The organism is Promicromonospora sp. NPDC050249 (genome assembly GCF_040656015.1).
GTDB lineage: Bacteria > Actinomycetota > Actinomycetes > Actinomycetales > Cellulomonadaceae > Promicromonospora.
In genome coordinates, this window is sequence record NZ_JBFAKY010000027.1 from 24,779 (window position 1) to 47,635 (window position 22,857).

Sequence of the window (22,857 nt, forward strand, 5' to 3'; positions counted from 1 at the left end):
CACCCGGCCGTAGGTGGGAGCAGCGAGAAGTCCGCCTCGACCAAGCGGTTGCGCATGCTCCGGGGCGGAAACCATGGGCAACCGCTTGGTCGAGGCGGACCTTCACTGCGGTCAGCGGGTCATCAGGTTGTACTGGGCCGCCACCTCGCGAGGGGTGATCGCGCGGTCCAGCAGCTGGATCGTGTCCATGCTGCAGTTGCAGGGGTTTCGCTCCTGCGTGTCCTGCGGGAAGCTGCCGCCGATCTTGATCCCGCGGGGCGTCGTCGCCGAGGCGCCGGAACCGTCCACCTGCCACGGGTCGCCGTCGACCACGTAGAAGCCCGGGACGCGCTCGCCGTCGCGGTACAGGGCCATCCGCCCGGTCGTGTAGTCGAACGTCGCGGCCAGGTGCACCCACTCGTCCTGCGGCAGCAGGGTGCGCCAGTCCTCGTGCGCGGCGAAGATCTGCGACTCGCCGCCGTCGATCCGCCGGCCGAGCGCGACGAGCCGCAGCTCGCCGTCCACCTCGATGATCTCCAGGAGGGCGCGCACGGCGTGCCCGTCGGAGTCCCCGCTGAGCACGCCCGCCAGGCCGACCGCGCCGTAGCGGTCGTCAGGGTCGGCCGTCGTCGTGTCGAGGCTCGGGTTCTGGCCGGTCATCCGGACCCAGCCCATGACCGTCATCCCGTCCACGCCGCTCAGGGCGGACAGGGTGTCCACCCCGTCGGGGTCGTACACGCCCGCCTTCCAGTCGTCGTTGCCCGCCGCCAGCGGGTCCACCTGCCCGAGCTGTATCGAGTTGTTGCTGCCGGGGTAGGCGCCGTCGGCGACGCGCATGTCCTCGCCGCCGTTGATCAGGTTCAGGTAGGTGCGGGACGCGCCCCGGTCGATCTCTACCGCGCCGTCCTGCTGGAACGGGTGCTCGAAGTCGTAGAAGCTCACCACGTTCTGCCGCATCGAGCGGGGGACCTCCTGCGGCACCGGCGTGCGCACCGTGTCGATGACCTTCCAGATCTTCCCGTTCGCCTTGGCGATCAGGTACAGGTCGCCCGCCCGGTCGCGGCCCATCCGCAGGTCGGCCCGCTCGTCGCCCGTGAAGTCGGGCATTCGCTTGCGGGTGCCGTCGGTGTCGTAGAGCGCGAGCTCGTACATCTGCGCCTCCGGACCGCCGCGCCGCATGCGCGACTCCTCGGCGTAGAACACCCGCCCCTCGACCAGGTCCGTGAACAGGTACTTGCCGCTCAGCGCGGGCAGGTCGCGCCCGCGATAGACGAACCCGCCGCTGATCGCGTAGCCGCTGTCCGACGTGCACGGCCAGCCGGGCGGCGGGTCGTGGTCGTACGCCACCACGGGATACGTGAAGCCGAGGTCGGCGTCGTTCTCCGGCAGCGGGTAGAGGTTGCAGCGGTCGGCCGGGTCGAAGACGTATCTGCCCTCCCGGTCACCCCAGCCGAAGTTGTCGCCGGCCCGGACGTCGTAGACCGCCTCGATCGCGTGCTCGCCGATGTGGCCGAGGAACATGCGGACGTCGCCGCGTCGGCCCTGCTGGTCCCAGCTGAACCGGTGCGGGTCGCGCATGCCGACGGCGTAGATCTCGCCCAGAGCGCCGGCCGTCCCGACGAACGGGTTCGACGGCGGGATGCCGTACGTCCCGCCCGGCCCGTCGGTGCCCGCCGGGTCGATGCGGAGGATCTTGCCCGCGGGGGTCCCCATGTCCTGCGGGATGCCCGTGCCCACGCCCCGGCCGCCGTCGCCCACGGCGAGGTAGAGCAGGCCGTAGTCCTCGCTACCGGGTCGCGCGGTCGGGTTGAAGTCGATCTGCTGGATCGCGTGGACCTGCCCCGCGAAGCCGAGGCGCAGCACCTCGCGGCTCGTCCCCGAGAACGTGTCGGACGCCGGGTCGTCTGCCACCCACTCGGTGACCACCGAGTGCAGGAACGTAGGAAGCTGCGGCGGGTAGGTGGTGGGGTCGGACGGCGGCCCCGCGTTGCCCGGGCGCTCGGTGTGCACCGTGTAGAAGGTGCCGTTGTCCTCGAAGTCCGGGTGGAACGTCGCGAACCCGAAACCGCTGCCCATGCCGCGTCCCGAGAAGAACTCCGGCGCGAACGCGGCCGCCACGTCCAGGTAGACCTGCGGCTCGCCGTCCTCCACGAAGTACAGCGGGCCGTTGAGGTCAGGGACGTAGGTGCGGCCCGAACCGTCGGGCAGCTCGCCCAGGCCGTTGATCCGGGCGTGCCGCATCAGCCGGCGGTCGATCGGTGCCGGGATCGGCTCGGTCTTGGGGAACTGGGCGTACTCCTGAAGGACCAGGCCCAGCGTGGACTGGATCTCCTCGGGCGCCGGGTCGGTGATCGGGCCGGGCTCGGCGGCCGCGGTCGCCGTCGTCATGGACGCCGTGGTCAGCCCGGTCAGTGCGGTAGCGGTGATCGCCATCGCGGCCACCGCCGACCGCCATCGTCTCCTGCTCAAGGTGCCACTGCTCATGGTGCCTCCTGAATGTCGTCGTCGTCATTGCGGAGTGCGTCTCGCCGGTCGAGCGTGTCGAGACCTACCGGCAGAACGGCCGTGCCCCGGCCGCGCTGAGGATCCCGCCCACCACGTGCGTCTCGAACGACTCGGCGCCCGCGAGCGCCGAGTCCTCCGTCCAGGCGGCGGGGTCGTGGCCGAGCGTGGTGACCCACGCGCGACCGCCGTCGTAGTACTGGCACCACGAGACGGGGTGGTCGCCCGCGTGGCCGGGGTGCCCGTTGAACCCGGTGTGGTCACCGATGGTCGCGGTGTCCACCTCGGCGAGGAACCGTACGCCCGTGGGGAACGGTTCGAGGTGGTACCACTCGTCGCGGAAGTCCCACCGGCGCGGCAGGTCGCGCGTCGAGGCGTCGCGCCGGTCGACGGTCACCACCTGCCCGTCGCGGTGCGGCCCGTGGTCGTAGAAGTTGGCCCCGCCGAGCAGCCCCTGGAACCACGGCCAGTGGTACATCGCGCCGAGCGTGTTGTGGATCGCGACGAAGCCGCCGCCCGACCGGACGTACTGCAGCAGCGCGGTCTGGGACGCGTCGTCGAGCATGGTGCGGGAGTTGCTGAGGAACACGACGGCGTCGTAGGGCGCGAGCTTGGCGGGGGCGTCGAGCTGGCGCACGTCCTCGGTCCAGTTGACCTCGAACCCGTGCTCCTGCCCCCAGCGGACGACGGCGTTCTGCGCGACGTGCGCCGACGTGAGCGGCGGGTTCATGCCGGGCGGCAGCAGCGGCCCGAGATGGGCGTGCCGGGAGCTGCCGGTCGCGGTGAGGACGAGCACGCGCACGACGCCGTCGTCGTCGCGCGGCAGGTCCCAGTCGTTGTAGCAGTCCGGGTTGATGCCCCGGCAGACGCCGTAGTCGGCGAGCTTGTCCTGGTAGGTGTTCTGCTGCGGCGGTGTGCCCGCCGGTGTCAGCGCTGTCGGTACGGGCGCCGCGAGGTGCAGGCCGGCCAGCAGCGCCGCGAGGATGGCGAGGCCGAGCACCACCTGCCCCGCGCCGCCGAGTGACTTTCCGAGCGTGTTTCTGAGCGACATGACGGTTCTCCTTTGAACGGTCATCCGGGACGGGCGGGCGGGGGTGGGGCTACGGCACCTCCTTCGGGCGGCCGCCCAGGTAGAGCTGGGCCAGGCGCGGGTCGGCCAGGAGGTCCGGGGCCGGGCCGGTGATGTGGACGCGGCCCAGGTCGAGCACGCAGCCGACGTCGGCCGCCTCCAGCGCCCGCCGCGCGTTCTGCTCGACCAGGAGCACCGCCGTGCCGGCGTCGCGCATGCGCTGGACCTGCTCGAACACGATGGCCGTCGCCTTGGGGTCGAGCCCCATCGACGGCTCGTCGAGCAGCACGACCTTGGGCCGCACCATGAGCGAGCGGGCGAACTCGACCTGCTTCTGCTGCCCGCCAGAGAGCGCACCCGCCAGTGCCGACCACCGCTCGCCGACCAGCGGGAACAGCTCAGTGACGAACTCCGTGCGCTCGGCGACCAGCGCCTTGTCGCGCACCGTGTAGGCGCCCAGCAGCACGTTCTCCGCGACCGTCATCTCGGGGAACACGCTGTGCCCCTGCGGCACGTGGGACAGCCCGGCGGCCAACAGCTGCTGCGGGGTACGGCCGGTGACGTCGACGCCGTCGACCACCACGGACCCGGACCGCGGCCTGAGCATGCCGCTGGCGACCTTGAGCACCGTGGACTTGCCGGCGCCGTTCGGCCCCACGAGGCAGACCACGCTGCCCGGCGCGACCGTCACGGACAGCCCGCGCAGCACCAGCGCGGCGCGGCCGTAGCCGGCCTGCACATCGGTCAGGCGCAGGAGGTGTTCTCCGGCGGTCGGGCCGGTCGGTTCGACGGCGGACCCGGGGCCGGGTGCTGGTTCAGACGCCAAGGTATGCCTCCAGGACCAGGGGGTCGTCCTGCACGACGGCGGGGGGACCCTGCGCGATCGGCCGCCCCCTGTCGAACACGACCACATGGTCGCTCAGGCCCATGACGAGCTCCATGTTGTGCTCCACGATGATGAAGGTGCGGCCCTCGGCGTTGAGCTCCCGCACCAGGTCGGCGATCCGGTCAACGAGCGCGGGGTTCACCCCGCCGGCGGGCTCGTCGAGCATGATCGTGCGCGGGTCGCCCATGAGCACCCCGGCGAGCTCGAGCAGCTTCTGCTGGCCGTAGGAGATGTCGCGCGCCTCGGCGTGCTCCAGGTGGTCGATGCCGACACGCGCCAGCAGCTCGCGCGCCCGCCCGACGTCGGCGGGGTTGCGCGACCCGCGCAGCCGCTGCAGCAGCCCGTGCGGCTGCACCGCGACCAGCATGTTCTCCAGCACGGTGAGCCGGGGGAAGATCCGGCAGAGCTGGAAGCTCCGGCCGATCCCGGACCGCGCGATCCGGTGCGGAGGCAGCCCCGTCACGTCCCGGCCCTGATAGGTGACGGTGCCGGAGTCGGGTTTGATCATGCCGGTCACGCAGTTGAAGAACGTCGTCTTGCCCGAGCCGTTGGGGCCGATCAGGGCGTTGATCCGGCCCTCGTGGAAGGTGACGGACGCGCCGTCGACCGCCCGGACCCCGCCGAACGACTTGGTCAGGTCCTGCGTGCTCACGGAACCCACGGTCGTGCTCATCGGGCCGCCTCCTCGCGCTGTTTCGCCAGCTCCTCGGCGCTCTCCTCGCGGATCGACGCCGCCCCGCGCCGCCGGTTCAGGGCCGAGGTCAGGGCCGGGATGACGCCGTCGGGCATGAACAGGACGACCAGGCCGAGCAGGACGCCGGTGGCGACCAGGTGGAACTGCGTGTCGCCGTACTGGGACTTGAACACCTCGACCGCGTACCCCACGACGACGGCGCCCAGCAGCGGGCCGAAGAGGCTGCGCACCCCGCCGAGCAGCGACATGAGCACCATGTACGTGCCCACCAGGATCGAGAACTGGAAGATCGGGTCGAGGTAGCCGAACCACAGCGCGTACAGGCCGCCGCCCAGCGCGGTGAAGAAGGCGCTCACCACGAGCGCCGTCAGCTTGTACGCGAACGTGGGCACGCCCAGCGCCTGGGCCTTGTCCTCGTCCTCGCGGATGGCCTTGAGCCCGGCGCCGAGCCGGGACCGCTCGATCGCCCACCAGGTCAGGAGCGCGAGCGCGAGCAGCACGGCGTGCAGGTAGAAGAAGCGCTCGTGCTGCTCCGGCCGCAGCACCTCTGTGCCGAACGGACGTGGCACCCGCAGCCCGTTCGAGCCGCCGGTGAACGTGTGCCAGCTCTGGAAGGTGAGCTGCAGGATCAGCACCAGCGCGATCGAGGCGATGACGAACGACGCGCCGCGCACGCGCAGCGACGCGATGCCCACGGGGATCGCGATGACGGCGACGATCAGACCGCCCGCGAGCAGCGCGAGCCACGGGTCCATCCCGGTACGGAGGATGAGCAGCGCCGTCGCGTAACCGCCGAGGCCCGAGTAGGCGGCGTGGCCCAGCGAGATGTACCCGGTGAACCCGCCCACGAGGTTCCAGGACGTCGCGAGCACCGCGTAGCTGAGGATCACCACGCCGACGGACAGGATGAACGGGTCGGGAGCGAGGGAGGGGAACAGGAGCACCACCGCCACGAGGGCGAGCAGGGCGGCGATGCGGGCCCACCGGGCGAGGCCGCGCGGCCCTGCCTTGAGATCAGAAGCGTTGGGCAAGGCGACCTCCGAAGAATCCCTGCGGACGGATCATGAGGGTCACGAACAGGGCCAGGTAGAAGACGGTCTGCGCCCAGGTGGTGCCGAGCGGCACCTGCAGCAGGCTCGCCGCGACGCCCAGCAGGAGGGCCGCTATCGCCGCCCCGGGGATGCTGCCCAGCCCGCCGACGACGATGATCGCCATCAGCGGACCGATCCAGTGCCAGTGCAGCGACGGGTAGATCGTGTAGTCGAGCGCGAGCGCCGTCCCGCCGATCGCCGCCGTCGCGAGCCCCAGCCCGAAGCCGAGCCCGGCCACGCGGTCGGTGTCGATGCCGACCAGCCGCGCGGCCTCGGGGTGCTGGGTGGTCGCGCGCAGCGCGCGCCCGAAGGAGGTCTTGCGCAGGATCACGAACAGCGCGCCGAGCGAGAGTGCCGCCAGGGCGAACGCGATCAGCTTCACGACGGCGATGCTCACGCCGAACACCTCGATGCTCGTGCCCGAGTACGCGAGCTGGACGCGCCGCTGCGTGCCGGTCCAGACGAACCCGAGGAGGCCCTCGATGGTCAGGGCCACGGCGAACGTCAGCAGCACCGACATCGTGGTGAGGCTGATGGGCCGCAGCCGGGACACGAGGAACCGCTGCATGCCGTACCCGACGACGAAGAAGAGCGGCACCGTGATGACCAGCGACAGCAGCGGGTCGAGGCCAGAGGTCTCGTGGAAGAACCAGGCGAGGTAGGCGCTAAGGATCAGGAACGCCGAGTGGGCGATCATGACCACCCGCATGACGCCGAAGTACAGCGTCAGGCCCGCCGCCAGGAGGGCGTACAGCCCGCCCAGCAGGATGCCCAGCACCAGGCTCTGCGCGAACAGGGCACCGGTCATGCGATCACCACTCGGGCTTCGGGTGGACGAGGTCGGCTTCCTTGACGTCGTCGGGCAGCACGATCTTGATCTCGCCGTCGACGTACTGCTGGATGAGGTGGGCGCTCTGCGGGCGGCCCTGGGCGTCCCAGCTCAGCGGGCCGACGACGGTCTCCACCTCGTTCCCGTGCAGCCAGTCGATGAGCTGCTGCTGGCACTCGGGCGACGGGTCGGCGCAGCCCACGGCCTCGACCGCCGCGGCGACGACCTGCCCGGTGGTCCAGGCGTTCGCCTCGTCCTCGGCGGGCGGGGCGTCGTGCTCGGCCGTGTAGGCCTCGACGAACTCCTCGTTCGAGGGGTAGGGCGCCGTCGTCGTGTAACCGGTGGGCGCGAGGATGCCCTCGGTCTTGTCGCCGATCGCGGCGGGGAACTCGGCGTTCGTCGGCGCACCGGAGATCGCCGCCATGTCGGGCTGATAGCCCTGCTGCTGCAGCGCGACGACGAGGTTGACGCCGTCCTGGTACTGCGACCCGACGATGAGCAGGTCCGCCTCGGAGTCCGCGATCTTTGCCGCGATGCCGCTGAAGTCCGTGGTGTTCGGCGGGTAGACCTCGTCCTCGACCACCTCGATGCCCTCGGCGGCGAGCTTGTCCCGCAGGCCGTACGCGGTGCCCTGGGCGAACGGGTCGTCCATGGAGGCGACGGCTATCGTCCTGGGCCGCTCGTCCTCGGGCAGGGCCAGGATGTGGTCGGCGAGGTGGTCGTAGTGGTCGTCGGCGATGGCGGGCGCCGCATAGAAGAGGTTGTCGAACCCCTGCTCGAACACCTCGGCGGCGGCTCCGGCGGGCTCCACGAAGAGGAACCCGTAGTCCTGTGCCACCTGCGCGGCGGGAATCACGAGCCGGGTCGAGAACGGCCCGAAGACGAGGTCGACGCCGTCCTGGTTGATCAGCCGCTCGTAGTCCGAGGCGACCCGGTCCGCGTTGGACTGGTCGTCGACGATGATCAGCTCCACCTGGCGGCCCAGCAGCCCGCCGTTCTCGTTCACGTGCGCCGCCCAGGCCTCGTAGCCGCGCTGCACGCCCTTGCCGGGTTCCGCGAAGTCTCCGGTCAGCGGCAGCGAGACACCGATGACTATCGGGTCGTCGGGGCCGGCGGACTCTCCGCCCTGACCGCCGCCCCCGCTGGGGCTCGCCAGACAGGCGGACAGGGTCATGGTCGTGGTCGCGGCGATAGCCGCTACCGTCAGGCGTCGGGTTGCTCTCATGGTCCACTCCCTTGTGGCAAGCGCTTCCGTAACCGCTTACGGCACTCTAGGAACTGGGACGCTGGGTGACAAGGGGTTTGGCACCGTCCATTACGTATCCGTGCTCATGTCTGGCGAGGAGATCTGATGCGGAAGCACACCGCCGGGCTGCGCCTGGTCGACGTCGCCGAGCAGGCCGGCGTGTCCATCGCCACCGCGTCGCGCGCGCTGTCCGGCGCGGCGGGCGTGTCCGAGGCGCTGGCCGAACGGGTGCGGGCCGTGGCGCGCGACCTGGGCTACGTTGCGAACGTGCACGCCCGGTCGCTCGCGAGCGGTGCGAGCCCCGGGGTCGGGCTCGTGGTGCACGAGATCGGCGACCCGTACTTCGCCGAGATCGCCAGCGGCGTGCTGGAGGTCGCGGGCACGCACGGCCGCATGGTGCAGATCTGCCACACGGGCCGCAACCCGTTCACCGAGGTGGCGCAGCTGCGGGCGCTCGTGAACGCCCGCGTCGGGATTATCGTCGTCGCGGGATCCGGGCATCTCGACCGTGACGTGCAGTCGCGGATGAAGGCCGAGGTGCAGGCCTTCGAGTCGGCCGGCGGCCGGGTCGCCGTGATCGGCAGGCATCCCCACCTGGGCGTCGACGCCGTGGCGCCGGCCAACGTCGAGGGCGGCCGGGCGATCGCCGAGCACCTGCTCGGGCTCGGGCACCGGCGCATCGGCATCGCGGCCGGCTCACGCAGGCTCGCCACCATGGCCGACCGCCTCGACGGCGTCTCGCGTGCGCTGGGCGAGCACGGGCTGACGCTCGACGACCTGCCGGTGGTCGAGGCGGAGTTCACGCTGGACGGCGGCAAGGAGGCCGCCCGTCGCATCCTCGACGAGCACCCGGACGTCACCGCGATCCTCGCGCTCAACGACGACATGGCGGTCGGCGTGCTGTCGGTGCTGGGGGAGCGCGGCGTGGCGGTCCCCGGCGACGTGTCCGTGACGGGGTTCGACGACGTCACCGTGGCCGGGCACCTGTCGCCCGCCCTGACGACGGTGCGCCTGCCGATGAAGGACATGGGACGGCAGGCGCTCGAGCTCGCCCTCCTGCCGCGGGCCGCGCGCCCCCGGCGTCGGGCCGCGGGGCAGGAGCTCATGGTGCGGGCCTCGACGGCGCGGGTGCGGGGGTGAGGGCCAGGTAGACAGCACGAATTCGGGGTCGGTTGCTGAGAGTCGACATTGTCTACCGAGAGCAACCGACCCCGAATTCGTGGTGTCACCCCCGGACGGGTCGGGGTGGTCCGACGGGGAGCAGCGCGGGGGAGGGTTCGCTCGTCGTCAGCCAGTGGGCGAGGGTGTCGTGGAACAGGTCGGGGTCCTCGACGTCCCAGACGTGATGCATCCCCGGCGCGAGCCGCGCGACCGCGTGGGGCACGCGGGAGGTCACCTCGTCCAGCGCGTCCCGGATGACGCGAGGCTCCTTCTCGCCGACGATCGCGAGGACCGGGCCGGTGAACCGGCGGAGGCCGTCGAGGTCGACGGCAGGGACACCGTCGTAGATCTCCGGGACCATCCGGCGGATCGAGTCGCGGTCGATCCCGACTCCTGTCGTGACGAACTGGTCGATCGAGTCCGGTGGGAGGCGGTACACCCTGGCCATCGTCTTCCAGTACCCGGGGAGCCCGAAGAGGCGCATCTGCGCCAGCCCGGCCTGGCGGGCGAACCCGCGCACACCCTGCAGGATCGCTCCGGTCACGAAGACGCTTTGGATCACGTCCGGGTGGCGGGCCGCGAGGGCGGTCCCGACGACGCCGCCGAGCGACAGCCCGACCACGTGGGCCCGACCCCCGTGGCCGCGCTCGCGAACCAGGTCGGCGAGCTCGTCGGCCGTCGTCGAGAGGTCGGTCCAGGGATGTCGTGCCGAAGCGCCGAACCCGGGCAGGTCCGGCAGGAGGGAATGGTGGTCGGGGAGCGCCTTGGCCTGCTCGGTCCAGGACCAGCCGGCGACGCTGCCGCCGTGCAGGAACAGCACCGACTCGTCGGCGTCGGGGTGGTGCTCGGCGACGTGGAGGCTCACAGGGCGGCCTCCAGCTCGTCGAGCCATGTGAGCTCGGCCTGGACCTCGAGGATCCCCTTGCGCAGCGTCGCCGACCGGAGCCGGGCGGACAGGTCGCCGTCCACCACCGGGAGGTTCTCCAGCGTGGCGAGCAGACGACGCGCCGCGTCCCGGCGCTCCGCGAGGAGCGCCCGGACCAGCTCTGGATCGTCCTCCCGCCCGACGAAGAAGAGCCTGCCGAGGAACGGCTCGCGGGGCTTCTCGTCGGGCAGGGGGGACCGCAGCCACTCGGTGAGTCTGGCCCGGCCGCCGTCGGTGAGCCGGTGCTCGCGGCGGTCGGGCTTGCCGGCCTGCGGCACGACGAGGACGTCGACGAGGCCGTCCTGCTCGAGCCGGGCGAGCGTGCGATAGATCTGCGACTGGTCGGCGGACCAGAAGTGGGCGACGGTGCCGTCGAAGGCCTTCTTGAGGTCGTAGCCGGTCATCGGGCGCAGGTCGAGGAGACCGAGGATCAGGGCGTCGAGTGCCATGCCGCATACTCTACATCACACATATGGGACTGTGCATATATGGAACGCCTCGACTGCGCTGCGGGACCGGCGAGCGGTCACGCGACCTTGGGGCCGCAGCGCATGCCGATGTAGACGCAGGCCGTGCCGTCCGGCAGGGTGGCGAAGACGACGGGGATGTAGTCCTCGCTGAACGCCGCGCCGACCCCCGTGCCGGCGAACACGGTCTCCGTCACTGGCACGAGATCGCACTCCAGGGGCTCCGACAAGTCCTTCATGCCGTCGACGAACTCGTACACCAGGTGCCCCGCGCCGTCCCGCTCGGTCACGGTGATGACCACGCCCTCGCGCTGGTAGGTGCCGACGAGGGGCGCGTAGTCCACGGCCGGCGGCTCGGCCGGTGGCCCGAAGGGTTCGGGCATGGTCACCCCGGCCAGCTCGGCGAGGAGCTCCCGGTAGAGCGCCGCGTACAGCTCGCGCGCACCGCCGCCGTTGGTCAGTAGTGCTGCCGCCACCCCCGCCGACGGCACGACGCGCAGATAGGCGTACTGCCCGATGGAGGCGCCGTCATGCCCGTAGCCCTGGACGCCGTTCCAGTCGTACAGGGTCCAGCCCAGGCCCCAGCCGTCCGCGCTGACCGTCCACTTGTCGGGGGAGTCCACGACCCTGCGCTGCATCAGCGCGACCGTCTCCGCGGAGAGCACCCGTGTGCCGTCCTGCGCCACACCGCCGTCGAGGTGCAGGCGCGCGAGCCGGGCGAGGTCCCCGGCGCTCGCGATGACCCGGCCGTACGGGCCTGCCGAACGCGGCATCAGGTCCCAGGACGGCGCCGGGTCCGGGTCCTGGCCGGCCTCGCCCAGGTGGCCCATCGCCGCACGGAACCGGAGCGCCTCCTCGGGCAGCGTCATGGTGTGCGTGAGGCCGAGCGGTGTCAGGAGCAGATCCTTGAGCGCCTCGTCCCAGACCTTGCCGGTCACCACCTCGATGATGCGGCCGAGCACGTTGTAGCCGACGCTGCTGTACGAGATCGCCGTGCCCGGCGGGCAGTCCAGCGCTATGTCCTTCGCTGCCTCGACGTACTTGGCCAGGCAGTCGTCGCCGCGTCCGCTGTCGTGGTTGAAGTCGCAGGTGAGGCCGCTCGTGTGGCTGAGCAGCTGGCGCGTGGTGATCGCCTTGGTCGCCTCGGCGTCGGCCACCGAGAACTCCGGGAGCACCTCGACGACGGGGGCGTCCAGGTCCAGCTCGCCGGACTCGGCGAGCCGCATGATCGCGGTGGCCGTGTAGACCTTGGCGATCGAGCCCATCTGGAAGACGGAGTCGGTCGTGGCCTCGACGCCGGTCCCGCGGTGCAGCACGCCGCTGGCCAGCTCGTGGACCGTCCCGTCCACGAGCAGTGCCAGGGATGCGCCGGGGACGTGGTGCTCGGCGCGCAGTGCGTCGAGGCGGGCCTGCCAGTGGGCGAGGTTCACGGTCATGTCGTTTCTCCTTGGCTGCGTACGGCGTTCTCTTGGTGCGAACACTGTACGCACAACGGAACACTGTACGCAAGGCGCGTACGGTGTGCGCTAACCTGAGGTCGACGAGGCGCGACGAGAGGAAGTGGGCGCATGCCGGTCGACCCGAAGGTGCCCGGATCGGTATGGACCCGTCCGGGCCGCCCGCAGCGCGAACAGCTGACGCGCGAGCAGATAGTGGCCGCCGCGATCGAGCTGCTGGACGCCGAGGGCGTCGAGGCGCTCAGCATGCGCAAGCTCGGCACGCGCCTGGATGCTGCCGCGACGTCGCTCTACCGGCACGTGGCGAACAAGGACGAGCTGATGGAGCTCGTCGTGGACGACATCTACGGCGAGCTCGAGATCCCGGTGGCCGACGGCCCTGCGGACTGGCGTGCGGCCGCAACGCGCGCCGCGACCGACCTGCGCGCGATGGCCCTGCGCCATCCCTGGATCGCCCCCGAGCTCGGGCAGGCCGGCCTGACCCACGTCGGCCCCAACACCATGCGGGTCTCCTCGGAGCTGCTCGCGCTGTTCGAGGCGGCCGGCTTCCCGGCGCAGGAGAAGGACCGGGCGATGGGGACCCTGATGGCCTACGTCATCGGCATCGCGACCTCGGAGGCGGCGTACCTCTCCCTGATCGCCCGCAGCGGCAGGACGGAACGCGAGTGGGTGGCGGACCAGCGCCCTCGCTTCGACGCGGCGTCCGAGGAGCACCCGCGGCTGCGCGAGGGTGGCTCTGCCCAGCAGGACGTGGACCCTGAGAAGATCCGCGACGACGACTTCGCGTACGGGCTCGACCGGATCCTGGACGGGCTGGCGGCCCGGCTCGACGCCTGAACGACTCCCGGCCTGAACCGGGGGTCGTGCTTTTCCACAGGCATCTCCGGATGGACGAGAACGACCCGCGGATCCGTGGCAGGCTGTGCGGCATGTTGAGAACGACTCTCGTTCGCGCCCGTCTCGACGGAGGGTGCTGACGTGGCGAACCTGCTCATGATCGAGAGCTGGCTGCAGTCCACCGGCCTCATGCTCCCGCCCCTGCTGCGCGACGGCGGCCACCGCTACGTCCTGGTGACCCGCGACCCCGAGCTCTATCGCCTGCCCGACGGCGAACCCCATCCCGTCCTGGCGCTCGCCTCCGAGGTGGTCGTCGCGGAGACGAACGACGACGCCGCGCTCGTCGCCGCGGCCCGGGCGGTGGCGGCTCGGCGGGGGATCGACGGCGTGCTGACCACCTGCGACTACTACCTGCCCGCCGTCGCGCTCGTCGCCGAGGAGCTGGGCCTGCCCGGCGCGCCGGCCGACGTCCTGCACACCGCCACGCGCAAGCATTTGGTGCGCCAGGTGCTGGCGGCCAAGGGTGTGCCGGACGTGCCGTACGCGGTGGCGTCCACCTGGGCTCAGGCGCACAAGGCGGCCGCCGATCTCGGCTACCCGCTGGTGGTCAAACCCGTCGACATGAACTCCGGGACCGGCGTGCGCAAGGTGCACGACGAGGCTGGGCTGGCCGTCGCCTTCGCCGAGGCGACGGCGCCCGAGCGCAACACCCGCGACCAGCCGCTGGAGCGGCTCGCGCTGCTCGAGCGCGTGCTGGAGGGTCCTGAGTACAGCGTCGAGTCCGTGACCAGGGACGGCGTCACCCGGGTGCTGGGCATCACCGCGAAGTCCGTCGCGGAGCCGGGCGTCGAGGCCGGGTCCGGGTTCGTCGAGTCGGGGCACCTGTTCCCGGCGCCGCTCCCGCCCGACGAGCGCGCCGCCATCGAGCGGCACGTCGTGGCGGTGCTCGACGCCGTCGGGCTCACGCACGGGATCAGCCACACGGAGGTGCGGGTCACCGCCGCTGGTCCGCGCCTGATCGAGCTGAACCCGCGGCAGGGCGGCGGCTACATCTTCGAGCTCGTGCGCCTGGTGACGGGGTTCAACCCGTTGCAGGTGCTGGTGGACCTGGCGCTCGGCCGGGAGCCGGTGCCCGGACCCTCGACCGCGGCCAGCGCGGCGGTGACGTTCCTGCTGCCGCCGTCGGACGGCGTCGTGCGCGAGGTGCTGGGCGCGGAGCGCCTGGCCGCGGACGACCGCGTGGTGGGCTACGAGACGCCGACGGCGGGCCGTGAGGTGCGGCCCGGCGACAACAACGAGCGGATCGGGCACGTGCTGGTCGCGGACCCGCGGGGCCAGGACGCGAAGACCTGGGCGGACGAGCTGGCGGCAAGCCTTGACGTCCGGATCGACACGATGGTCACCACCTCCTGACCGAGCGCCTGGTCACGCCCACAACAAACGCCCCGGCGCTGAGCGCCGGGGCGTCGTGCGTGATGTCAGTCCGGGACGACCAGGCCGCGCCGGACGGCGGGGACCAGCCGGGCCGGCACCTTCACCTGGCGTCCGTCCACGGTGGTCACCGGGACGAGCTCTGGCACCTGGGCCTTCCACTGCGACCGACGGGATCGCGTGTTCGACCGGGACATCTTTCTCTTGGGGACCGCCATGGCGGCCTCCTTTCTGTCAGCGCTCCTCGCGGAAGTCCACGTGCTTGCGGACCACGGGGTCGAACTTGCGCAGGATGAGCCGGTCGGGGGTGTTGCGCCGGTTCTTGCGGGTCACGTAGGTGAAGCCGGTGCCCGCCGTCGAGCGCAGCTTGATGACCGGTCGGAGGTCAACGCGTGAGGCCATCAGTGACCGCCCTTGCTGTCGTCGGTGCTGCTGTCGGTGGTGCCGTTGCCGTGCTTGGCGTAGCGCTGGCGGAACTTCTCGATGCGGCCGGCGGTGTCGACCACGCGGGCCGAGCCGGTCCAGAACGGGTGGCTCTCGCTGCTGATCTCGATGTCGACCACGGGGTACGTGTTCCCGTCGGTCCACTCGATGGTGGCCGTCGGGCGGCCCGGCCCGCCGGCGGTGTCACCGGCGAGCGTCGAGCGGGTAAGGAACGTGAAGCCCGCGCTCGTGTCCCGGAACACCACAGGGCCGTAGGTGGGGTGGATGTTCTTCATGACTGGCTCCTTCTGCTCAGCCCTGGCGCGCCTTCCAGCGCGGGTTGAGCTTGTTGATCACGAACGTCTTGCCGTGCCGGCGCACTACCTTCGCGCCGGGCTTGTTCTTCAGGGACCGCAGGGACGCGCGAACCTTCATGTGTCACTCCTTCGATGAGGGGGCCTGAGACCTGGGCCGGCACTCCGGTGCGGTCGCCGGCCGGTTGTCACCAGCTGGACTTCGTCACGCCGGGCAGCTCGCCCCGGTGCGCCATGTCGCGCAGCCGGATGCGGGACAGGCCGAACTTTCGCGAGTACGCACGCGGCCGGCCGTCGACGATGTCGCGGTTGCGCAGCCTCGTCGGGCTGGCGTCGCGCGGCTGCTTGGCCAGCTCGCTGACGGCGGCGGCGCGCACCACGGCGTCGAGCTTCAGGTCCCGGATGATGCCGCGCAGCTCGGTGCGTCGCTCGGCGTACCGGGCGACCACCTCGCGACGTCGGGCGTCGGCGGCGATCTTCGACTTCTTGGCCATCAGACCTTCTCCCCTCGGGCAAGGATCTGGGCCACGACCACGTCGATGCCCAAACGATCGATGGTCTTGATGCCCTTGGCACTCACGCGGAGCGTGACGTTGCGGCCGAGCGACGGAACCCAGTAGCGCTTCTTCTGGATGTTCGGGTTGAACCGGCGCTTGGTACGCACGTGGGAGTGCGAGACCGAGTGGCCGAAACCTGGCACGGTGCCCAGCACCTGGCATCTGGCTGACACATGACCTCCTGCTGTTGCGACGGCGATTTGGCCGCCGCGTGTGAGAACGGTTCTCATAACGCGCTACAGTGAACCAGAACTGAGAACGGTTATCAATAATTCCCGGCTCGACCGGGGCGAGGAGGCAGCATGTACCGAACCGGCAAGAACCGCGGAACCATCCCGGTGAGCGTCCTGGCCACCACGGATCCGGTGCTGCGTGACTCCGCGCTGTTCGGCCTCCTCATGGACGCGCCGGGGGTCGTCGCCGTACGGCACGACATCCACGCCGACCACCTGCGCCGCGTCGTCCTGGACGCCACCGGCGTGATCGAGGACGTGATCGTGCCGCTCGAGCACGCCTGCCTCTCGTGCGCCGTCCGCGAGGACGCCGTCCCCACCATCGCGCGCCTCGCCCGTGACGGCCGCCGGGCCCAGGTGCTGCTCGCCCTGCCCGTCAGCGCCGAACCACTTCCCGCCGCCCGCGCCCTCGCGATCGCCGCGGAACCCGGGGGAGCGCTGGACCACACGCACGTCGCGACGTCTTTCGCCGTCGTCGACCTCGACGCGCTCCAGCAGGACCTCTTCGGCGACGACACCCTCGTCGAACGCGGCCTCGAGCTCACCGCCGACGACGAACGCTCGGTCGGGGAGGCGCTCGCGGCCCAGATCGAACAGGCGGACCTGGTCGTGGCGAGCTCATCGTCGATCGCGCCCACCTCGCCCGCCGATGAGACCCCGATCGCTGAGACGGAGTCTGCCGGGACCTGGTCGGCGACGTCGTCCGGCCTCCTCGACCGCCTCCGCGGCGCCGGGACGCGGCGCGTCGACGGCCTGCACGCGCTCTCGGCGTCGACCCTCGCCGCCGCCACGCACTCAGCGGCCCGCGCCGAACGGCGGGCCCACCCCCTGGGCGCGGTGGTGTTCACCGGTCCCGGCGGTCTGCCCGGCGACCGGAGCTGGACGCTCGAGCTGCGCTCGGCGCTGCCCTTCCACCCGGAGCGGGTGCTCGACCACATCGAGGAGCTGAGCGCGGGCGGCCTCCGGGCGCGCGGCGTGTTCCACGTCGCCGACCGACCGGGGCTCGCGTGCCTGTGGGACGGCGCCGGCGGGCAGCTGGCCTTCGCGGACCTGGGGCCGTGGTCGGAGGTGTGCGCGGGGACGACGCCGCACACGCGGATCGTGGTGGTCGGCGTGGCGGACGACCGCGGCCTCGGCCTGGACGGCGAGCGGCAGCGGCTGCGTGATGCCTTCCACGCCGCGCTGTGCACGCCCGAGGAGCTGGCCGCCGGTGTCGAGTGGTTGTGGCGCGACGACCACCTCGCCCCCTGGCTGGGCGCGCGGTCCGTCTAACGCTCAGCGGGGCGTCAGCGGGGGGAGAGGTAGGCGGCGGACTGCGGACGGGCGCCGGACGGGTCGGTCCAGCTTGCCGGGCCGGAGGTCACGCGGGTCCAGCCGAGGCGTTCGTAGAGGCGGACGGCTGGGCCGCCGTCGTCCACGACGTCGAGCACGAGCCGGCGTCCGCGGCGGGGTGGCAGGTCCTCGACCCGCTCCAGGAGGGTGGTGGCCACGCCCGTGCCGCGGGCCGCAGGGGTCACGAACAGGCGGCTGACGCCGGCGAGGCCCGTGACCGGGACGTTGGCGGCCTCCGCGAGCTCGGCGGCGTGCTCCACCTTGCCGCCCTCGACGATCATCACGTGGCCGACGATCTCGCCGTCGGCCAGGGCGACCCACGCGCCGAGCGTGCCGTCGGGCGTGAGCCAGGCGATCGGGTCGTCCGGCCAGACCATCGGGTAGCGGTCGCTCTCATGGACCAGCCGCAATGCGTCCGCCACCCGGTCGAGGTGGGCGGCGTGGCGCGGGGCGATCATGAGGGCGGGCACGTGGCTCAAGGTATATGACGCCGATTGCGCCGGTGTTGCGTTCGTGGCTGTAGACGGGTGCGGCACCGCCGTCGCGCGTGGTCAGGAGAGGTCTGATGTCTGACGTGTTACTGCAAGGACACCTTAATCGTTTAGCCCCCTCCGGGGCATCGAGACTGTCCTTGATTTCCAAGGCATCGCACGACAGGATTCCCCAGTGGCTGGAAGCGCTTCCAGCGACGCCCAGTCGTGCCCTCCGCGGCAACGGACCTCTCATGCGATGCCGCCCCACAAGGTCTCCAACGATGCTGACCACAAGGAGTTTCGTCCTATGTCGAGATTCAGATCCGCTCTTGTATGCCTCGCAACCGCGATCGTCGTGGCGACGTCCGGGGGTGTGACTGCCCAGGCCGCCGAGACGTCCCAGGCGAGCGCCTCCGACGTCACCGCGGCCGCCAGCTCCGGCTGCGGGAAGGCCCCGACCCTCACCAGCGGCAAGTACAACATCCAGAGCAGCGGTCAGAGCCGCAGCTACATCATCAAGGTCCCCGCGAACTACGACCGCAACAAGCCGCACAAGCTGATCTTCGGCAACCACTGGTTGGGCGGCACCGCCGAGCAGGTCGCCGGCGGCGGCTCCGACGGCGCCGTCTACGCGCACTACGGGCTCGACGCCCTGTCCAACGGCTCGGCGATCTTCGTCGCGCCGCAGGGCCTGAGCGGTGGCTGGGCCAACTCGAACGGCCGGGACGTCGTGTTCTTCGACGACATGATCCGGACCGTCGAAGCCGCCCTCTGCGTCGACGAGTCGCAGCGGTTCTCCCTGGGCTTCAGCTATGGCGGCGCGATGAGCTACGCGCTGGCGTGTGCCCGCCCGAACGTGTTCCGCGGGGTCATCGCGATCGCCGCGCCCGGCGGGATCAGCGGCTGCAGCGGGGGCACGGGGGCCGTTGCCTACATGGGTATCCACGGTGTCTCGGACAACATCGGCGCCGGGCGCGGCATGCGCGACCGGTTCCTGGCCAACAACGGCTGCGCGGCGCAGAACGCGCCCGAGCCGGCGGCGGGCAGTCTGACGCACACCCTCACCACCTACTCCTGCCGCGCCGGCTTCCCGGTCGTGTGGGCGCCGTTCGACGGCGGCCACCAGCAGGGACCGGTCGACGGTTGCCGCGGTTGCGAGAGCGGCGCCCGCAGCTGGGTGAAGGGCGAGATGTGGCGCTTCATCAGCCAGTTCTCCTCCACCCCGCCCGCCGACAGCGGCCAGGTGCGCAACGCCGGCGCCGGTCGCTGCCTGGACGTCTCGGCGCAGTCGCAGTCGAACGGTGCGGTCGTGCAGCTGTGGGACTGCCATGACGGGGCGAACCAGCAGTGGTCCGTCACCGCTTCGAAGCAGCTCTCCGTCTACGGCGGCAAGTGCCTCGACGCTGAAGGCGCCGGGACCTCGCCGGGCACCAGGGCCATCATCTGGGACTGCCACGGCGGCGCGAACCAGCAGTGGAACGTGAACGCCAACGGCACGATCACCAGCGTCCAGTCGGGTCTGTGCCTTGGCACGACCAACAACGGGACGGCCAACGGGACCGGGGCGGTCCTGTCGACCTGCAACGGCTCGACGAGCCAGAACTGGGCCTTGAGCTAGTCGGCCGACCGGCGCACCCGCCGCGCCGCGCACCAGCGAACGGGCCCTCAGCGAGAGGGCCCGTTCTGCTGCGCGCGCCGGCCGTCGTGAGCTATCGGAAATGACCCCGCTCAAGTGCCTGGCGGATCGCTACCGCGTAGTTCTCGGGCATGTTCAGTGCGACGGCTTCGTCCGGCGTCACCAGGACGAGCTCTTTGTGTTCGTGGCTGAAGACAGGCGCGGCGTCGCCGTCGTACGTGGCAAGGAACGTCAGGACGAACACGTGGCGGTCCGGGAAGACTCGGTACACCCAGCTGTGGAACGGCTCGCCAACCGTCGCGTCCCAGGCGAGCTCCTCCTGGATCTCGCGCGCGAGGCACTCCGCCGGTTCCTCGCCCAGGTCGAGCTTGCCGCCCGGCAGCTCCCACTCGTCGCGCTCGTTGCGCAGGAGCGGCAGCCTGCCCTTCCAGCTGATGACTGCCTTGAGCGAGACCGGCAGCTGGTACTCGAAGTAGCCGGGGTTGCGTTCGATGAGGTAGGGCTCGCCGGGGGAGCGGGTGTTAAGAATTGGCACCGTTCGACGTTAGCTGCGGTCGAACGGCGGCGACGGGTCCGAAGGTAATTCCTTCGGCCGCTGTCGGGCCCGGCGCGTACGGTCAGCGCCGATGAACCCTCCGAAACGACAGGTCCGTGCCGTGCACGACGCCGACACGATCACCGTCTACCAGGCCTACCCGCCCGCGATCGCCGACGCCGCCGTGCGTGCCGGCCGGTTCGTCCCGCCGTTCAAGCGCGAGCGGATGACCTGGGTCAAGCCGTCGTTCTGCTGGATGATGTACCGCTGCGGCTGGGCGACCAAGCCCGGCCAGGAACGCGTGCTGGCCGTCCGGATGTCGCGCACCGGCTTCGAGCAGGCGCTCGGCATGGCGTCCCTGAGCCATTTCGACCGCACGCTGCACGACGACGCCGCGGCGTGGGCCGCGCAGAAGGCGACCAGCCCCGTGCGGGTCCAGTGGGATCCGGAGCGCACTGCGACCGGCGTCGCGCTGGAGCACCGGTCGCTGCAGGTCGGGATCGGCGGCGTAGCGGTGGCCGCGTACGTGGACGAGTGGGTGGTCGGGCTGGAGGACATCACCGGTCAGGTCCGGGCCTGGCGGGTCGAGCTGTCCGACGGCGGGGCGCCTGCGTTGCCGGACGAGACGTCGTACCCGCTACCGGCGTCGGTCGCGGCACGGATCGGCGCGGACGCCGCCGCGCCGTCGTTATTGCCCTCGATCTGAGCAGCGCGACCGTGCCAGGATCCGTCCCATGGAGACGGTGACACTGTGGCGGCCGACCGGGCCCACCGAGCTGGCCTTGGTCGAGGAGGCGAACTGGCGCGCCTGGCCGGCGCGTCTGCCGGACCAGCCGATCTTCTACCCGGTGCTGAACGAGGACTACGCGACCCAGATCGCACGTGACTGGAACGTCAGGGCGAGCGGTGTCGGGTACGTGACGCGGTTCGACGTCGCCAAGGAGTTTCTCGACCGGTACGAGGTCCAGCAGGCCGGTGGGCAGACGATCCTCGAGTACTGGATCCCCGCGGAGGACCTCGACGAGCTCAACGAGAACATCGTTGGCCGGATCGAGGTCGTGGCGGAGTTCCGGTGATCCGGCGCTCGCGTGACGGTGGTTCGGAGGAATGGGCGCACTGAGGAAAAGACCTCGATGTGCCCCGACCCCGCATGCCAGGGTCGGCGCATGCTGATCGCTCCCGAGCAGCGCCTCCTCGACGCGGCGCTCGACACCGCCTCTCGCCTTCCGGCGGACGGTACCTACCTGAACACCGTCGCCTCTGCGGTGATGGACATCCACGGCGGCATCTACACCGGCGTGAATGTCGGCCACTTCACGGGAGGCCCGTGTGCGGAGCTCGTCGCGCTCGGGGTGGCGGCGGCCGCAGGGGCCGGCCCGATCGCGCTCATCGTCGCGGCAGGCGATGAGGATCGCGGCGTCATGCCCCCGTGCGGACGATGCCGCCAGGTTCTGCTGGACCAGCAGCCGGACTGTCGCGTCATCGTGCCCGACGGCGACGGCGACGGCGACGGCGCGAGCTCGGTCCCGGCTCGCGAGCTGCTTCCGTACCCTTCCCCGCACCCGGATGCGAACCCGCCGCGCCTGCTGCGGTTCAACGCGCGGCACTGGGACAACGTGGTCGACGGCGTCAAGACGGCCACGACCCGCTTTAACGACCCCACCCTGCCAGGGTCGGCCACGTTCCTGTTCGAGTTCGACGACCGGTATCGGTCCCTGCCCGGGGTGGTCGAGTCCGTCGAGCACGTCCGGTTCGCCGACATCACCGACGCCCAGGCCGCACTGGAGGGCTGCACGGCCGATGAGTTGCGCACGGCGCTGCGGACCTACTACTACCCGGAGATCGTCGACGACGACATCGTCGACTTCGTGCGATTCCGCGTTGTCGAAAGGGGCTGACCGGCGAGGCGTTCGCGGCAGGCCGTGCGGGTCCTAGGCTGGTGCTGAGCAGCCGAAGGATGCCTCAGGACAAGGGAGTCGTGAGATGACGCGATACCTGATCTCGTTCGAAGACGGCGCGATGACGTTCCCGGAGGAGGACCTCCCCGACGTCGCCAGGGCCTCGCACTACGTGGTCCAGCAGGCCAAGGACGAAGGTGTGTGGATCTTCGGTGCGGGACTGAACGTCCACGAGGTGAGCGTCGTGGCCACTGACGGTTCGGTGACCGACGGCGTCCCCCCGCGCAGCACCGAACGCCTCGGCGGGTTCTCGATCATCGACGTGCCCAGCCGCGAGGAGGCCAACGCGTGGGCCGCCCGGTTCGCCGTCGCCTGCCGGTGTGCCCAGGAGGTCCGGGAGCTGATGTTCGACCCGGAGTCCTGAGCGCTCCGGTCACGCGCGGGTCGAGATCTGCTGGACGGCCCAGGCGTTGCCGTCGGGGTCGCTGAAGAAGCAGAACCCCACGTTGTCGAGCGGTTCCGGCGTGGGTGTGGGGCTCTCTCCGAGCACCTGGACGGCGCTCACGTCCACGCCTCGTCCGGCCAGCTCCGCCTGCGCCGCGGTGACGTCGCTGACGACGAGCTGCAGTCCCTTGAGCGACCGGCAGGCATCTCCGCGACAACTCCTTCACCGATGACGATCGAGCATCCCGATCCGGGCGGCGTCAGCTGGACGATCCGCTTGCCCTCTCCGATCTTGACGTCGTGGTCGACATGGAAGCCGACCTTGTCGCTGTAGAAAGCCTTGGCGCGGTCGACGTCGGATACCGGGACGACGACGACTTCGAGGGTCCACTTCATCGTTGCTCCTCCTGCGGGTGAGTGACTTCCGGGCCCTCCTGA

At 70.9% G+C, this 22,857-nt stretch carries 27 protein-coding genes and 1 pseudogene; 9 read left to right on the plus strand and 19 right to left on the minus strand.

What is annotated here, in order from left to right; all coding sequences use genetic code 11:
* Positions 1 to 111: 111 nt before the first annotated feature.
* From AB0I32_RS20370 to AB0I32_RS20400, 7 genes are all read right to left on the minus strand, one after another.
* Complete coding sequence (locus tag AB0I32_RS20370; protein ID WP_357509311.1) at positions 112 to 2,463, minus strand: PQQ-dependent sugar dehydrogenase; 2,352 nt, start codon at positions 2,461 to 2,463, stop codon at positions 112 to 114.
* Between the two features lie 64 nt (positions 2,464 to 2,527).
* Complete coding sequence (locus AB0I32_RS20375; protein WP_357509313.1) at positions 2,528 to 3,532, minus strand: ThuA domain-containing protein; 1,005 nt, start codon at positions 3,530 to 3,532, stop codon at positions 2,528 to 2,530.
* 49 nt (positions 3,533 to 3,581) lie between these two features.
* Positions 3,582 to 4,376: an ABC transporter ATP-binding protein gene (locus AB0I32_RS20380; protein ID WP_357509315.1), complete on the minus strand. Its 795-nt coding sequence runs from the start codon at positions 4,374 to 4,376 to the stop codon at positions 3,582 to 3,584.
* On the minus strand, positions 4,366 to 5,109 hold the full coding sequence (locus AB0I32_RS20385) for an ABC transporter ATP-binding protein (RefSeq protein WP_357509317.1): 744 nt from the start codon (positions 5,107 to 5,109) through the stop codon (positions 4,366 to 4,368). The genes AB0I32_RS20380 and AB0I32_RS20385 overlap by 11 nt, the downstream gene beginning before the upstream one ends.
* A complete protein-coding gene (locus AB0I32_RS20390) occupies positions 5,106 to 6,161 on the minus strand; it encodes a branched-chain amino acid ABC transporter permease (RefSeq protein ID WP_357509319.1) in 1,056 nt (351 codons plus the stop codon). Before AB0I32_RS20390 ends, AB0I32_RS20385 begins: the two co-directional genes overlap by 4 nt.
* Positions 6,145 to 7,029: a branched-chain amino acid ABC transporter permease gene (locus AB0I32_RS20395; protein ID WP_357509321.1), complete on the minus strand. Its 885-nt coding sequence runs from the start codon at positions 7,027 to 7,029 to the stop codon at positions 6,145 to 6,147. The genes AB0I32_RS20390 and AB0I32_RS20395 overlap by 17 nt, the downstream gene beginning before the upstream one ends.
* Before the next feature lie 4 nt (positions 7,030 to 7,033).
* A complete protein-coding gene (locus AB0I32_RS20400; protein WP_357509323.1) occupies positions 7,034 to 8,275 on the minus strand; it encodes an amino acid ABC transporter substrate-binding protein in 1,242 nt (413 codons plus the stop codon).
* A gap of 126 nt (positions 8,276 to 8,401) precedes the next feature.
* Here AB0I32_RS20400 and AB0I32_RS20405 point away from each other — a divergent pair, with 126 nt between their 5' ends.
* Positions 8,402 to 9,436, plus strand: a complete 1,035-nt coding sequence (locus tag AB0I32_RS20405) for a LacI family DNA-binding transcriptional regulator (RefSeq protein WP_357509325.1) — start codon at positions 8,402 to 8,404, stop codon at positions 9,434 to 9,436.
* An 85-nt stretch (positions 9,437 to 9,521) separates the two neighbouring features.
* Here AB0I32_RS20405 and AB0I32_RS20410 read toward each other — a convergent pair whose 3' ends face one another.
* The 3 genes from AB0I32_RS20410 to AB0I32_RS20420 form a co-directional block, all read right to left on the minus strand.
* Positions 9,522 to 10,322 (minus strand): alpha/beta hydrolase, encoded by an 801-nt coding sequence (locus tag AB0I32_RS20410; RefSeq protein WP_357509327.1) that lies wholly within the window; start codon positions 10,320 to 10,322, stop codon positions 9,522 to 9,524.
* On the minus strand, positions 10,319 to 10,831 hold the full coding sequence (locus AB0I32_RS20415; protein ID WP_357509329.1) for a PadR family transcriptional regulator: 513 nt from the start codon (positions 10,829 to 10,831) through the stop codon (positions 10,319 to 10,321). The genes AB0I32_RS20410 and AB0I32_RS20415 overlap by 4 nt, the downstream gene beginning before the upstream one ends.
* A 77-nt stretch (positions 10,832 to 10,908) precedes the next feature.
* Positions 10,909 to 12,285 carry a serine hydrolase domain-containing protein gene (locus AB0I32_RS20420; RefSeq protein ID WP_357509331.1) on the minus strand — a complete coding sequence of 459 codons (1,377 nt, stop codon included), beginning with the start codon at positions 12,283 to 12,285 and terminating at the stop codon, positions 10,909 to 10,911.
* A 132-nt stretch (positions 12,286 to 12,417) separates the two neighbouring features.
* Between AB0I32_RS20420 and AB0I32_RS20425 the strand changes: the two genes are divergently transcribed.
* Together AB0I32_RS20425 and AB0I32_RS20430 are read left to right on the plus strand one after the other, a co-directional pair.
* Entirely contained in the window at positions 12,418 to 13,143 is a 726-nt protein-coding gene (locus tag AB0I32_RS20425; protein WP_357509333.1) for a TetR/AcrR family transcriptional regulator, read from the plus strand.
* 141 nt (positions 13,144 to 13,284) lie between these two features.
* Entirely contained in the window at positions 13,285 to 14,556 is a 1,272-nt protein-coding gene (locus AB0I32_RS20430) for an ATP-grasp domain-containing protein (RefSeq protein ID WP_357509335.1), read from the plus strand.
* A 65-nt stretch (positions 14,557 to 14,621) separates the two neighbouring features.
* On the opposite strand, the gene rpmF is transcribed toward AB0I32_RS20430, so the two are convergent.
* The 6 genes from rpmF to rpmB all read right to left on the minus strand — a co-directional run bounded on the left by rpmF (position 14,622) and on the right by rpmB (position 16,041).
* Positions 14,622 to 14,792 carry a 50S ribosomal protein L32 gene (gene rpmF, locus AB0I32_RS20435; protein ID WP_189671493.1) on the minus strand — a complete coding sequence of 57 codons (171 nt, stop codon included), beginning with the start codon at positions 14,790 to 14,792 and terminating at the stop codon, positions 14,622 to 14,624.
* Positions 14,793 to 14,808: 16 nt separating this feature from the next.
* Positions 14,809 to 14,976, minus strand: a complete 168-nt coding sequence (rpmG, locus tag AB0I32_RS20440; RefSeq protein WP_357509338.1) for a 50S ribosomal protein L33 — start codon at positions 14,974 to 14,976, stop codon at positions 14,809 to 14,811.
* Entirely contained in the window at positions 14,976 to 15,293 is a 318-nt protein-coding gene (locus tag AB0I32_RS20445; protein WP_357509340.1) for a type B 50S ribosomal protein L31, read from the minus strand. The genes rpmG and AB0I32_RS20445 overlap by 1 nt, the downstream gene beginning before the upstream one ends.
* 16 nt (positions 15,294 to 15,309) lie before the next feature.
* Positions 15,310 to 15,432, minus strand: a complete 123-nt coding sequence (gene ykgO / locus AB0I32_RS20450) for a type B 50S ribosomal protein L36 (RefSeq protein WP_189671490.1) — start codon at positions 15,430 to 15,432, stop codon at positions 15,310 to 15,312.
* Between the two features lie 67 nt (positions 15,433 to 15,499).
* The gene (rpsN, locus tag AB0I32_RS20455; RefSeq protein WP_357509342.1) at positions 15,500 to 15,805 is read right to left on the minus strand and encodes a 30S ribosomal protein S14; all 306 of its coding nucleotides are present in this window, start codon (positions 15,803 to 15,805) and stop codon (positions 15,500 to 15,502) included.
* A complete protein-coding gene (gene rpmB / locus AB0I32_RS20460) occupies positions 15,805 to 16,041 on the minus strand; it encodes a 50S ribosomal protein L28 (protein WP_116674872.1) in 237 nt (78 codons plus the stop codon). The genes rpsN and rpmB overlap by 1 nt, the downstream gene beginning before the upstream one ends.
* A 129-nt stretch (positions 16,042 to 16,170) precedes the next feature.
* On the opposite strand from rpmB, the gene AB0I32_RS20465 reads away from it, so the two are divergent.
* Entirely contained in the window at positions 16,171 to 17,373 is a 1,203-nt protein-coding gene (locus AB0I32_RS20465) for a GTP-binding protein (protein WP_357509344.1), read from the plus strand.
* A gap of 14 nt (positions 17,374 to 17,387) precedes the next feature.
* Here the strand turns inward: AB0I32_RS20465 and AB0I32_RS20470 are convergent, their stop codons facing one another.
* Complete coding sequence (locus AB0I32_RS20470; RefSeq protein ID WP_357509346.1) at positions 17,388 to 17,903, minus strand: GNAT family N-acetyltransferase; 516 nt, start codon at positions 17,901 to 17,903, stop codon at positions 17,388 to 17,390.
* A 310-nt stretch (positions 17,904 to 18,213) separates the two neighbouring features.
* Between AB0I32_RS20470 and AB0I32_RS20475 the strand changes: the two genes are divergently transcribed.
* Positions 18,214 to 19,524 carry a ricin-type beta-trefoil lectin domain protein gene (locus tag AB0I32_RS20475; protein ID WP_357509348.1) on the plus strand — a complete coding sequence of 437 codons (1,311 nt, stop codon included), beginning with the start codon at positions 18,214 to 18,216 and terminating at the stop codon, positions 19,522 to 19,524.
* Positions 19,525 to 19,615: 91 nt separating this feature from the next.
* Here AB0I32_RS20475 and AB0I32_RS20480 read toward each other — a convergent pair whose 3' ends face one another.
* Positions 19,616 to 20,077, minus strand: a complete 462-nt coding sequence (locus AB0I32_RS20480; RefSeq protein WP_357509351.1) for an NUDIX domain-containing protein — start codon at positions 20,075 to 20,077, stop codon at positions 19,616 to 19,618.
* Between the two features lie 91 nt (positions 20,078 to 20,168).
* On the opposite strand from AB0I32_RS20480, the gene AB0I32_RS20485 reads away from it, so the two are divergent.
* The 4 genes from AB0I32_RS20485 (at position 20,169) to AB0I32_RS20500 (ending at position 22,399) form a co-directional block, all read left to right on the plus strand.
* Positions 20,169 to 20,783 (plus strand): DUF4291 domain-containing protein, encoded by a 615-nt coding sequence (locus tag AB0I32_RS20485; RefSeq protein WP_357509353.1) that lies wholly within the window; start codon positions 20,169 to 20,171, stop codon positions 20,781 to 20,783.
* Between the two features lie 28 nt (positions 20,784 to 20,811).
* Positions 20,812 to 21,153: a hypothetical protein gene (locus AB0I32_RS20490; RefSeq protein WP_357509355.1), complete on the plus strand. Its 342-nt coding sequence runs from the start codon at positions 20,812 to 20,814 to the stop codon at positions 21,151 to 21,153.
* Between the two features lie 90 nt (positions 21,154 to 21,243).
* Complete coding sequence (locus AB0I32_RS20495) at positions 21,244 to 21,975, plus strand: ASCH domain-containing protein (protein ID WP_357509357.1); 732 nt, start codon at positions 21,244 to 21,246, stop codon at positions 21,973 to 21,975.
* Between the two features lie 85 nt (positions 21,976 to 22,060).
* A complete protein-coding gene (locus tag AB0I32_RS20500; RefSeq protein WP_357509359.1) occupies positions 22,061 to 22,399 on the plus strand; it encodes a YciI family protein in 339 nt (112 codons plus the stop codon).
* 9 nt (positions 22,400 to 22,408) lie between these two features.
* Here the strand turns inward: AB0I32_RS20500 and AB0I32_RS20505 are convergent.
* Positions 22,409 to 22,815, minus strand: a pseudogene (locus AB0I32_RS20505) (VOC family protein).
* Positions 22,816 to 22,857: the final 42 nt, after the last annotated feature.